Genomic DNA, 12,363 nt, shown 5'->3' on the forward strand with positions numbered 1-12,363 from the left:
CGACCGTTAAAATAGACCAGCGGCTGGGTATCAGGCTGCCAGGGATCGTGTTGATTGACAGGCCGCACCGTATTCGGCACAAAGGCCTGCTGCGAGGAGAAGGTGACCTGCAACCGTTGGTTTAACTGCTCTTTCAGGCTACCCGTCCGGTCATCCAGTACGATTTGCGCCACACTCAGCAACAACAGTCGGTCTTCCGCCGACATATGTTCGCCATTACGCACAAATATGCCGCCGGGTTTGTCCATTTGGCTGGCTTCAGAACCTGCCACAATTAATTCAACAATCTGGTTCTGCAACTCTTGTTGGTAACCGCCCTGGCTGTCATTGAGGATAACCAGATCCACCGCAAGCCCTTTGAGTCGCCAGTAATGGTGTGCCTGAATCATCGTGGTAATCAGCAAGATACTTTCATCGCTGGTGACATTAAGAATGACAATCGGCAAATCACCCGAGATAGACCAACCCCATAGGCCAGACTGCCCGCGACGATTTCGCGCCAGGGTTTTGGCGTCCGCCCGCAGTTCGGGGCCGGGGAACAGCACAGCACTTGCGAGGCGGTTAAACAGCGTGGCGTCATCTTCGTTGGCATTAATCTGGCGCAACACAATCTGGCTATGTGACCACGCCAGTTCAAATACACGATCAGCTATCGGATGGTCGTGATATTTCTCAATGAGCGCCTGGCTATGCTGGCGGCTTTCCGTCACGCCATAAATGATGTCGACGGTAACGGGTATGCCCGGTTGCAACACAATTGACTGGCGGATGGCCAGAATCGGATCTAACACCGGCCCGACACTGTTACTGAGCGAACCGCTTTGCTCCGTCGCCTGCGCATTAGCAGGTGTTCTTCCACGCCCAAGGAATTTTGCCCGATCGGTTTCAAACGTGGCTTGATTTTGCGTCTGCCCATGCACCACCATGGTATGAAGCAGCCACGGGCAACTTTCATTCGGTGAACGCGGACGTCGGTGGCAAAGAATGGCATTGTGTTGCTGAACAAGTTCAGTCTGAACAAATAAATTACTGAACGCCGGATGTGCCAAATCACTGTTAAAAGGCGCCAGAACCACTTCAGCGTAAGTGGTCAGTTCTATCGTGCGCGGTAGACGCCCACGATGCAGTAATGTGACTCGGCGCAGCTCAATATCATCTTCTGGTGAGACAACAATCTGCGTTTTCACATTGATTGTTCCAGCCATCAGTTTGAATTCTGCACCTGCGTCGGTAAATACGGCGTCGTACTGGCTAACAGGCTCGCCAAGTGGTTGCCAGGTATTGCTCCACACTTCATCGGTTACCGGATCGCTGATATAGCAAAATACGCCCCAGTTATCGCACGTCGCATCACTGCGCCAACGGGTGAGCGCCAAATCTTTCCAACGGCTGTACCCACCGCCGGACTGGCTAATCATCAAGTGATAGTCTTCATTGGACAGCAACTGAATTTCGGGAATAAGACTATTCACGTCAGTAAATTCGCGAATCTCGTACTGGGCAGGTTGCAATACGCCTTCATGGGATTCGAAGTGTCGACGCGGACTGTAAAGTTCTACGGCATCAGGAACGCGCTCTTGTAATAAAAGACGCGCCGATTGAAACGCGGGGCTGGACATGAAGCGGTCCACCATCGGTGCACCCAGCAGCACATGTGACAGCGCCTGGAACGCCATCCCCTGATGGTGCGCCATCCACGAACGAACCACCGCGTACATTTGGCCACTGGCGAGGCGCGACGGTGTGTAATCCAGCGCTTCGTAAAAACCATACTCGCCGCGTGCACCGCTTTTCTCTAGTTTCAGCAGATTTTCGCAGGCTTTATGAGGCGAAATCGTTAGTGCCATCATCGTTGCATAAGGCGCAATGACCATGTCATCGGCAAGCCCCCTTCGCAAGCCAAGTCCCGGTACACCAAACGCGTGGTACTGGTAATTTTGCAGCACATCAAAAGAGTAGTAACCCGACTCGGAAATCCCCCACGGCACGCCCCGCTCTTTGCTCCAGTCGATCTGGCGTTTCACCGCCGACTGGCTCATCTCCTCGAGTAAACTCCCGGGATAAGTCGGCATCACCAGGTTTGGCATCAGGTATTCAAACATGGAGCCGCTCCAGGACATCAGCGCGGTTTCGTTATCAATGGTCGTAAACAACCGCCCTAGCGCGAACCAGCTTTTCAGCGGCAGTTGGTTAGTGGCAATCGCCAGAAAACTGGTGAGTCGAATTTCCGATGGCAGAAGGTCGTAATGGCTGTTGTCGAGCTTATTATTGTCGCAGTTGTAACCCACGCTAAGCAGGCTGGTCACTTCGTTATACAAGAAGACAAAATCCATCCGCGCGTGTTCCTGCAGGCGCTGTTCCAGTTCAGTAATAATATCCAGCCGGGTACGAGCCAGGCGGATAGCCGATTCCGAAGGCGTTCCTTCGCCGGTGTGTTTTGCCTGGGCAAGCCAGGAGAGCGCGGGAAGCGGGTCGTTTCCCCAGCTCGACGGAAGCCAACTGAGTAAACTCGTCCATTCGTGACAGACAAGCACTAACTGGTGCTGAATAATATCCACCCAGCGGCGCACCTGCTGATTTTCATGGCTGCAAAGTGCATGCAGACGATTGCTTTGCGCCCGCATATTTTTCAGTTCGGCAAACAGTAACGACGGTGCAAGTGTAAGGGCTGTGTTGCAATGGTTGCGTAACTGGCGCAAACCCGTAGGCGCATTCTGCCCCCAGGTTTTTTCGAGGATTTGTAAGGTGTCGTCGATGCCCATTAACAGCTGGGTGCAATTGAGAATCGGCTGGTTACGCAACTCAGTTAAACCGGCACTTAGCGTGAGCAAATGCCCGGCCATATTGCCGCTATCCACACTGGAGATATAACGTGGATTAAGCGGCTGCAAAGTGCGAGTGTCGTACCAGTTATACAAATGGCCGCGGTAATGCTCCATTTTATCCAGCGTGTCGAGCGTGAGCGTTATACGCTGGAGCATGTCCCCTTGGGGGATGTAGCCGAAATCCCATGCCGTCAAATTGGCCATCAGCGACAAACCGATATTGGTCGGCGACGTGCGATGGGCAATCACCGGCTGCGGTATTTCCTGGAAGTTATCCGGCGGTAGCCAGTTTTCTTTGGCCGTGGCAAACGTTTCAAAAAAGGCCCAAATCTCGCGGCTACTTTGTCGCAGCAGACGTTTTTGATCGGCGCTAAACGTGACAGTGTAGCGTTTAGGTTCCCGACTTAACCAACTTAATAATGCGGGCGCCAGGCTCCACAGCAAACCCACCGGTACGGCAAAAAATAGCAGCATCGGCGCCAGTAATATGGCGAGCACAATCAGCGCGATACCTGAAATCACATTCAGCCACATCACCCGATAAAAGCGTAGCGATGATGCTTTGCTGCTCTCGGTACTTTGGTCAGAACTGGCCCATTGATTGAGGTTGTGGTGACTGACCCCAAGCCGCCATAGCGTCACTATAATGGCTTGCAGTGAATATCCCGCTTCATGGGGCAGTGCTGCAAACCCAAGGCCAATGCGCATCAGGCGTTTGAGTCCCCCAACTGAAACCAACATCAGATGCTGCAGGAAGGGTCTGCGGGCAGGTTTATTAATCAGATCCTGGGCTATCACCAACACTGTCGGGAGTAGCAGTACAATCGCCAGTACACCGAGCCAGTAAAGAGGATTGGGCACCAGTAACAGGGTGCAAAACAACAGCATCAGTAATGACGGAGCCACCAGACTGCGACGTAAGTTATCCAGTAATTTCCAGCGAGAAAGTGTACTCAGCGGGCTTTTATCATGCGTACCATCCGCCTTTCTGACTTTAAATTTCAGCCAGTTAAGAAGCTGCCAGTCACCGCGGATCCAGCGGGTTCGCCGTGAAACATCAGTCAGATAATTATTGGGATATTGTTCATAGAGCAGGACTTCACTGAGCAACCCCGAACGGGCATAGCACCCTTCGAGCAAGTCATGGCTCAGGACTAAGTTTTCCGGGCAAGTATTCTGTGTGGCTTGCACAAAGGTGTCGACATCATAAATCCCTTTACCCACAAACGACCCTTCGCCAAACAGATCCTGATAGATATCTGACGACATCATCGAATACGGGTCATTACCCGGCACGCTGCTGCACATTTCCGCATAACGCCCTTGCCCGTTGCGCGGGATTTCTTCTGCAAGCCCTGGCTGCAAAATACCGTACCCTTTCACGACGCGTTGTTTTACTGGATCAAAAATCGGATGATTGAGCGGATGCGCCATCGTCGCGACCAGTTTATGTGCCGTATCGCGGGGCAGCACCGTATCACTGTCCAGCGTAATCACATATTTCACCCCGCTCGGTGGGCTAATGGCATTGTTGTGTACTTCAGAGAATTGATCTGCGGGTTGGCGTAGCCAACTGTTCAGCATCGACAACTTTCCGCGTTTGCGCTCATAACCCATCCACACGCCTTGCTGTTCATTCCACTGCGGCGAGCGATGAAGCAGGAAGAACAGCGGCTGCAAAACTGGCGCGTAGCGGCGATTCAAATTCTGCATTTGCGCTTCGGCCCAGTGCAGAAGGTCGCTGTCTCCCGTTGAGTTCTCCTGCGTCGAATCGGCAAAGTCGGTCAGCAACGCGAAGTAGAGATTGGGCGTTTTGTTGCCGAGATAGCAAATCTCAAGACTATTGACAAGTTTGTCGACGCCGGCGCGGCTGGTGAGCAGGCAAGGAATCACCACCATGGTGCAAAATTCCGCGGGGATGCCGGTTGAGAAATCCATCCGCGGCAAGGGCATAGGCGCGCGAAAACGGGTGGTGGTCTCACTGAGTAAGTTGATGGCTAACTGGCTAACGATCACGACTAGCGGTACAGCCAGCAGTAACAGTGGCCAGTTCAGGCCGTGTTCATAGGTACGCGCTAAAATATCGGCACTGAATGCCGTCGTTAACAGGCTTAGGCTACCCAGCCAGCTAAGCAACGGAGTTTGATTAAAAGCGTGGCGCAGACGAACTATCCGCGACGTATTTGCCCTAAGCTGTTGTTCGAGCTCTACTCGCCCTTCACCAATCAGGTAATAGCCAACATGATGTGCGGGGGTTGCAGGATCCGTCGATCGCGCCATTCCCAGAATGTGCCGCGCCACTTCCGGTTCACTGGAACGGCTATGGCGTGCAAGGATTTCGATAATATGTCGATAGTGATCTCGGGTATCAAAATGCATCGCCGGGTAAATTCCCGACGGGTCTTCCCGTAGCGTTTGTTCCACCAGACTCATGGCTTCGGCAAAATCAGCCCAGTTAGTTTCGCTCAGCAGGCGCAAACCGGCGATGCTGTTACTGACGGAAAGTTGGCTTGCGGCGAGCTGTTGGTTAAACCGATGAATCAGGTAATCGGTGGTGACGCCAGTTTCCGCCAGCCGCTGTTCAACCCAGGTCAGTGGCAAAGAGAGCATATTGCCCCGCCCCTGTAAGCGACGAACCAGTTCAGCGACAAACGCGCTGCTTAATGGCGGGCGGGAACGCGCCATATCGGCAATGACCATAATCAAATCTGCAGGCGTGTTTTCGGCGCATTCAAAAATTCGTGTCACCCAAACATCGGCCAAATTACGTTCTTTTTGTGCTTCCGCTACTTCAATACTGACACGACTTAAATTTTCAATCAGTGCCAGACGCAGCATCCCTGGCAGAGCCCAAAGCTCACCGAGCGTTAATGGTGTAACCTGCTGATAAGCTGCGATATAACTCGTAAGACTGCTGGCTTCCCAGCGCCCATCGGCGTGAGCAATCGCTTCAGAAGCAATATCATAGATGCGTGGGCAATTATGGGGTGGAGTCAGCGGGGGTAAGCCTTTGCCAAAGTTCTTTGGCAGATGATGGCGAACGACACGAATCTGCTCTTCAATCAAATAATAGTTATCCAACAACCACTCACCCGCAGGGGTAATACCCGATTTTTCTCCGGCATTGAGCAGATAGCAGTTGCGGGTAATGACAGCTTCATTTTCTTCCAGACGCTTCAGTAAATAATACGGCATCTTAGCGGGGGATAACTTATGGGAACGCGCCAGTTTTTGGCCATAACGTTCCATTTGCGCAGCAGAGAATAACTCCGCTTTTATTGGACTTTCATTAGCGGGTCCAGCGGGCTGCCAACCAGGCGTTTCAGAATGAATATCCAGTGGCTTACTCGAGGTAAACCACTGTTTAAGATTTAATTTCATTAATTTGCTCGACAGGCGAAGTGAACGCGCAGAAGCAGTTGTTCAATCAGATCAGAAAAGTTCTCTCAGGATGGGGTGTCAGGCATCAGGGATTTAACAGCTGCTAGATTCTTTTCTAAAGTATAGGTTAAAATTTGTTCGTTCCTACGATGCAGCTTTTCGGATAGCGGCTTTAGGGAGTGTGAGTTATCGCGGTATAACGAACAGTGATTTACATTTTGGACAGAGCAGCGTTTGCCCCAGGCGAACTTTGTTTGCGGGATGTGAGGATTTGCTTCCGCAGATAGGACATGTCACCGAACTATTTGCCGCGTTACCGAAGCGCTTCATTGCGTAATCTAAGAGGGACATGATGATTAGCCATTTCAATGAATGAGGTTCATCGTATCACGCCCTGAACAAATAGCGCACAAGTTATCCTGTGGCAGATGTCTTCGGGCGGATATGGCTACAGCAAAGGTAATTGAGTCTTTAAAACGCTGAATTAAAATGTTTCCCAGTGCCCTTCATCTGCCTGTTTTAACGGCTTCAACGGTTTAGACGGTGTCTTTGGTGGCATGGTAGCAGTGACCACACGTTCTTCATCACCCAGACGTAAGTTGCTGGTTCTTTTTTGCAACTCAACGACCTGGTCTTTAAGCACATCCGAGGAGTGAGCCAGTTCTACAACCACGGCCGCATTACCATGGGTGACTTTTTCCAACTCCGATAAAGCGAGAGTGATTTGATGGATGCCTTTTTCCTGCTCCTGGGTTGAAATAAATATATGTTCCATCAGCACATTAAGATCGTCTGAACCCGAAACAATATCGTGCATATTCTTTTCAGCTTCAGATACCAGTTTCGCGCCCTGCATCACATTAATATTAGTTTGTTCAATTAATGACTTAATATGATTGGCGGAATCTGAGCTTTTTTTCGCTAATATCCTGACTTCACCGGCAACAACAGCAAATCCTTTACCATGCTCACCTGCTCTGGCGGCTTCGACTGCGGCATTTAACGCCAGGATATTTGTCTGGAAGGAGATCCCATCCATTATGCTAATGATTTCTGTCATTTTCCTGGAGCAGTCAGTAATCGAGACCATATTTTCAGTGAGTTTTTGCATCAGCTCACTGCCATGCCCCGCAGACTTATGGGCTTCACTGGTGATGGTGTTTAATTGCCGTGTATTCTCTGCGTTGCTCTTAGTCCCTGCGGATATCTCCTCCATGCTCGCTGCAGTTTGCATCAGCATCGACGATTGTTGTTCTGTTTTTACCGAGAGTTCCGCACTCTGGTTGGCGAGAGTGCCAGATATTACGCTGGCTGAATGTGAAGACTTTCTTATATCTTTAACCAGGCTGGAGACTTCCTTCGCAAGGCTGTTTATTCCTGGAATCAGTTTCCCTGCACAGTTGTTACCAAACTCACGTAGAGAAATTGATAAATTCCCTGCATTTATTTCATCGATATTTCTTTTAACCTCATTAATTGGCCTGACAAGATACTGGGTCATGTAAGACCATAAGGTTATAAGCAAAACGATTCCAACCACATTCAGCATAAGTAAAACATTCATATTTGCTGATAGCAGGAATGCCATTAAATTCATTAGCGCAATTGATAAGGCGGTAAAAGCAATAATTACTGTTCTTACGCTGTAATTTCTAAACATTCTCACACCTATAACACATTCAACCGGTACTTAGGTTTATCGGTAATATTTTTGATAAATTCAGTAGGCAATTAAAATCGAATCTAAATGCTGCTATAAGAAAATCATATGGTTGTTTACGCTTCATTACCTCATCAAATTAGTTGCAAAGACTGAGGAAAAAGATGAAAAAAAACGATGCACCCGGCACCGTTTTTGATTTGTTTCTTAGACCTGTTTCTAAGGCCTGTTACTTATCTTTGTTACTTCGCGTTTAGCGCATCATCCGGCCAGTATTTGTAGCCGTTTATCATTGCCTGCGCAGCAAGGCCCTTTTCCGTGAGTTCATAAACGTAAAGCCCCTTAGGCAACTCTACCGAACTTGGTGCAACTGCACTTGTAGACGCATTCACTGCGGGTAAACCTTTATCATCATATTTTACCGCAGCATTTGCATCGGCACCGACAATATAGCCATTCTTGACAAAGTCGCTCAGTGCTTTGCTGTCATTGAACACCAGCACCGTGCGCAATTGCTTAACGCCTAGCCCAACACCCGCTCCTGCCTGAGCCATTTTCATATAGGTGTCTTTGCCTGTTCTATGATCTTTCACCACGCCATAACCACTGCCAAATCCAAATGTCAGTATTTTACTGCTGTTATTAGAGAATACCGCATACCCTTTAGACTTAAGGATTTGGCTACGCGCTTCAGGATGAACTTTATACAATTTCGTTAACGTATCTATACGCATTTGTTGGATAGAGTTACGCTGCTGGCTTGCTGTATCACCTTTAGCGCTACAACCCGCAATGGCTAAAACCGCAATAAGAAGTATTTTTTTTAAATGCATGTGAATTCTAATCCATTTTAAGAATCGGTCACTAAACAAACAATATAACATGTAAACCGAGAATAAGAGTGCGAATATTATGACATGGTCGACATTGCGGTTGATTTTTTTGTGCTATAGAGTTGGCTGTTTAGTTTAATTTTGAATAAATCAAAGATTGCACATTTGTGTTTTTTTGTTTACCCCCTACGCAACCTCATCCAGCTGGAAAGACTCAATTGAATAGGTAAATAAGGGCGAACACAATAACCGAAAATATTGAGATAAAAACGATAGTGGCGGTAAAACCACCTAAGGAATCCATATTGTCGCGGGTGTTTTCATTTAATTTGTCGATGGCTTCTTGCTTGCTTTCAGCTTCAAAGGTCAGCGGATATTTTTTAAAGCCATCTTGTTTTAGCTTTTGGATGTCCTCTTTCGACAGCGTACTGCTGGCAAAAACTTTAGTGGCCTCGCCTTTGACATAAAAAACGTACTTTTCCATACGTAATTCTCCTCAACGCTTACCCCGACTCCAGAAACCCGTGCTGATTGCCAAAAGGTTATTCCTGCCCTTTTTTGCTCTGCCAGTTCGCCCAAGGGCTATCAGCCGGGATCTCTTTTTGAGTGACCATTTCTTCTAAAGAGTCGAGATACAGATCTTCGACTTCTTTACGGGCCCACGGGGTACGGCGCAGAAACTTGAGGCTGGATTTAACGCTTGGATCACTTTTAAAACAGTTAATGTTGATCCGTTTCGCTAGCTCTTCCCATCCAAAACGCGCAACTAAAGCATTCACAATGGCTTCAAGTGTCATGCCGTGCAGAGGGTCTGTTGATGAGTGGGTCATAATATGTCCAATAAATCTGAATAATTGTGCATACGATAACAAATTAATGCCCATTCATCTTTCAATACCCAAAATAATTCGAGTTGCATTGAGGCCGCAAGGGAACGAACCCAACAAAGAGGCAACTTGAAGTATGACAGGGATAATCGATAGCTTTCCTTCCAGGTGTACGGCATGTAGCCTACCCAGGCATACATTCATCAAGAGTATGAAAAGGATAACGTAATGAAACATGCACTATGGACTCTGTCGCTCGCCCTGTTGACCAGCACGTCGTTACTGGCAGCGGAGACTCAACTCCCTGCCCCGATTAGTGCCTTACAGCAACAAGGGTTTGAACTGAAAGGTGAATTTAAAGGTCCGGGTGATTTGCCAGGCTACGTGATGGAATTACAGGGACAAGGCACGACGGTATTCCTCACCCCAGATAAACAGCACGCGATCATGGGTAATCTGGTGGATGCCACAGGTAAAAATCTCAGCGATGCTCAGGTAGAGAAATGGGTTTATGCACCTATGGCCAAAGAGATGTGGCAAAAACTCGAGAAGAATCACTGGATTGCGGCAGGTAAAGCGGATGCCCCACAGGTTGTTTACGCCTTTGCCGATCCTTATTGCCCGTATTGCACCCAGTTTTGGCAAAATGCGCAGCCGTGGCTGAACTCCGGCAAAGTACAACTGCGTATATTGATGGTCGGAATGTTACGTCCGGACAGCGGTCAAAAAGCTGCCGCGATTATGATGTCTGATGATCCGGCCAAAACACTGGCGGAGTATGAGAACAGCAAGGGCAAAATGGCGTTGAATATTCCTGCGACCATCAAACCTGAAATCACCACAGCACTGGAAGCAAATCTGGCATTGATGGATGAACTGGGGGGCAGCGCGACACCGTCTATTTATTACCTGAATAAAGAGGGGCGCCTGCAACAACATCAAGGTCTGCCCGATGAAAAAACCATGAAAACCATTATGGGTGACGATAAGTAATCGTCGCCCGAAAAAAATGCCCGTAAACGATGTCTACGGGCACGCTATCAAGGTTTTGTACGGTGGATAAGCGCGAGCGTCATCCACCACTTCCCCAGATGTTTGATACTTAGCAGTAACGCGCTACAGCAGCACGCATGCCCTGGCTTAAAATAACCTGCAAATCTTCGCTAACTTTCGCCACCAGACCCGGGACTTGAGTCAAATCCTGGCCCCAATGATCGCTGTCGCTTAACACGGTTTCAACCAGCTGTTGCTCAGTGATTTGTTTGTCGCCAAGTGACGTCCACAGCTGCTGATAACGGACCAACCAATGCTCGTCATCCTGCAAAGGATAGCTTTCGTTATTGCGCTCGCCTTTATAGAACGCAATCAGTGCCGCCAGCGCGAAAGTCAGACGTGGAGGTAAAGTTCCGCTTGCCTGCTGGCCTGCCAGCAATTGCGGCAAAATACGGGTGCGGAATTTGGTCATGCCGTTAAGCGCGATAGACAACAACTGGTGCTGAATATACGGGTTCTGGAAACGGCTGGTGACGGCCTGGGCAAATGAGCGTAATTCGTCACGCGGCAAATCCAGTACCGGAATAATCTCTTCAGCAATGGTTTTTTCCACAAAGCCACAGACTTCGGCATCGTTCATCGCTTCGCCAACGGTATTTAAACCCGCCAGATAGGCAACCGGAACCAGCGCGGTATGAGCACCGTTGAGGATCGCAACCTTGCGTTCTTTATAAGGTTTGATGTCATCAACGATCAACACGTTCAGTGAAAGTTTATCCAGACGCAACTCTTGTGCAAGCGACGCAGGACCCTGAATCACGAACAGGTAGAAGTGTTCCGCAGCGGCCAGGAAGCTATCTTTATAGCCCAGAGAATTTTCAATGTCGGCCGCTTCATCACGTGGGTAACCCGTCACAATACGGTCAACCAATGTTGAACAGAATGTGTTAGCGTCGTTCAGCCATTGAATAAATGCTGCTGGCAGTGCCCATTCCTGGGCGTAACGCAGTACCAGCTCTTGCAGCGCATCGCCGTTATAGTCGATGAGTTCGCAAGGAATGATCATCCAACCTTTATCCGCAGCACCGTTGAAGTGACTGAAACGTTCAAACAGTAAACGAGTCAGTTTAGCGGGATAACTTACCGCTGGCGCATCTTCAAATTTATCGCCCGCGTGGTAGCTGATACCCGCTTCGGTGGTGTTGGAGAACACAAAACGCATATCAGGGTTATGTGCCAGTTTAAGGAAGGTGTCGTACTCTTGATAGACGTTGATTTCTCTGTTCACTGAACGAATCAGACGCGCGTCGCTTACTGCTTCGCCCTGCTCGTTCAGGCCACGAATCACCGTGGTGTAAAGCCCATCCTGGGTTGATAACGACGGTGGGAATGCACTGTCGATCGGACGTACGATAACCACGCCCGCATTTAAGTCCGTATGTTCATTAAGCAAATCGACTTGCCAGTCGATGAAAGCGCGCAGGAAGTTGCCTTCACCAAACTGGATAATACGTTCAGGATATTGATTGCCAGGGAAATCATGACGATTAAGAGTTTTCACTATGTTGTTCCTTGGTGGGTACAGGATGAACGACCAAAAATATCCTGACCAAATTATCAGAACTCAACGAAGTGAAACCCCGTTTTGATCAAACAAGAGTTGTTATACCAATTTTTTTTGGTACAACAACTCTTGCCGTTGTCTGGTTAACTGTTTGCCGTGCTGGTCTGATTGCGCCCATTGCGTTTAGACAGATACAAGTACTCATCGGCTTTCGCGAGCTGTGCGTTAAATGTATCGAGCAGCGTCTGTTTTTCCGGTAACGTTGCCGCAAGGCCAATAC

8 protein-coding genes are annotated in these 12,363 nt (G+C 48.9%); 1 reads left to right on the forward strand and 7 read right to left on the reverse strand.

Annotated elements, in window-relative coordinates; genetic code table 11:
- The 6 genes from VJY99_RS04905 to VJY99_RS04930 all read right to left on the reverse strand — a co-directional run.
- Positions 1–6,206 (reverse strand): glucoamylase family protein (locus VJY99_RS04905; RefSeq protein ID WP_324116866.1); only part of this gene is annotated, 6,206 nt, incomplete at its 3' end.
- Between the two features lie 186 nt (positions 6,207–6,392).
- A complete protein-coding gene (locus VJY99_RS04910) occupies positions 6,393–6,557 on the reverse strand; it encodes a YnfU family zinc-binding protein (protein ID WP_221200547.1) in 165 nt (54 codons plus the stop codon).
- 133 nt (positions 6,558–6,690) lie between these two features.
- Positions 6,691–7,866 carry a methyl-accepting chemotaxis protein gene (locus VJY99_RS04915; RefSeq protein ID WP_324116868.1) on the reverse strand — a complete coding sequence of 392 codons (1,176 nt, stop codon included), beginning with the start codon at positions 7,864–7,866 and terminating at the stop codon, positions 6,691–6,693.
- A gap of 242 nt (positions 7,867–8,108) precedes the next feature.
- Positions 8,109–8,699: a YSC84-related protein gene (locus VJY99_RS04920; RefSeq protein ID WP_324116869.1), complete on the reverse strand. Its 591-nt coding sequence runs from the start codon at positions 8,697–8,699 to the stop codon at positions 8,109–8,111.
- Between the two features lie 214 nt (positions 8,700–8,913).
- Entirely contained in the window at positions 8,914–9,183 is a 270-nt protein-coding gene (locus VJY99_RS04925) for a hypothetical protein (protein WP_324116872.1), read from the reverse strand.
- Between the two features lie 58 nt (positions 9,184–9,241).
- Positions 9,242–9,529: a VF530 family protein gene (locus VJY99_RS04930; protein ID WP_324116874.1), complete on the reverse strand. Its 288-nt coding sequence runs from the start codon at positions 9,527–9,529 to the stop codon at positions 9,242–9,244.
- Positions 9,530–9,754: 225 nt separating this feature from the next.
- On the opposite strand from VJY99_RS04930, the gene dsbG reads away from it, so the two are divergent.
- Positions 9,755–10,519 (forward strand): thiol:disulfide interchange protein DsbG, encoded by a 765-nt coding sequence (gene dsbG, locus VJY99_RS04935; protein WP_324116876.1) that lies wholly within the window; start codon positions 9,755–9,757, stop codon positions 10,517–10,519.
- 109 nt (positions 10,520–10,628) lie between these two features.
- Here dsbG and VJY99_RS04940 read toward each other — a convergent pair whose 3' ends face one another.
- The gene (locus tag VJY99_RS04940; protein WP_324116878.1) at positions 10,629–12,080 is read right to left on the reverse strand and encodes a tagaturonate reductase; all 1,452 of its coding nucleotides are present in this window, start codon (positions 12,078–12,080) and stop codon (positions 10,629–10,631) included.
- Positions 12,081–12,363 lie beyond the last annotated feature (283 nt).

The sequence above is a fragment of the Buttiauxella sp. genome (assembly GCF_035271705.1).
Classification (GTDB): domain Bacteria; phylum Pseudomonadota; class Gammaproteobacteria; order Enterobacterales; family Enterobacteriaceae; genus Buttiauxella.

Bases quoted from the DNA above. Each gene is read 5' to 3' on its own strand.
- VJY99_RS04910 (WP_221200547.1), bottom strand. From the start codon at position 6,557: ATGTCCCTCTTAGATTACGCAATGAAGCGCTTCGGTAACGCGGCAAAT.
- VJY99_RS04915 (WP_324116868.1), bottom strand. From the start codon at position 7,866: ATGTTTAGAAATTACAGCGTAAGAACAGTAATTATTGCTTTTACCGCC.
- VJY99_RS04920 (WP_324116869.1), bottom strand. From the start codon at position 8,699: ATGCATTTAAAAAAAATACTTCTTATTGCGGTTTTAGCCATTGCGGGT.
- VJY99_RS04925 (WP_324116872.1), bottom strand. From the start codon at position 9,183: ATGGAAAAGTACGTTTTTTATGTCAAAGGCGAGGCCACTAAAGTTTTT.
- VJY99_RS04930 (WP_324116874.1), bottom strand. From the start codon at position 9,529: ATGACCCACTCATCAACAGACCCTCTGCACGGCATGACACTTGAAGCC.
- dsbG (WP_324116876.1), top strand. From the start codon at position 9,755: ATGAAACATGCACTATGGACTCTGTCGCTCGCCCTGTTGACCAGCACG.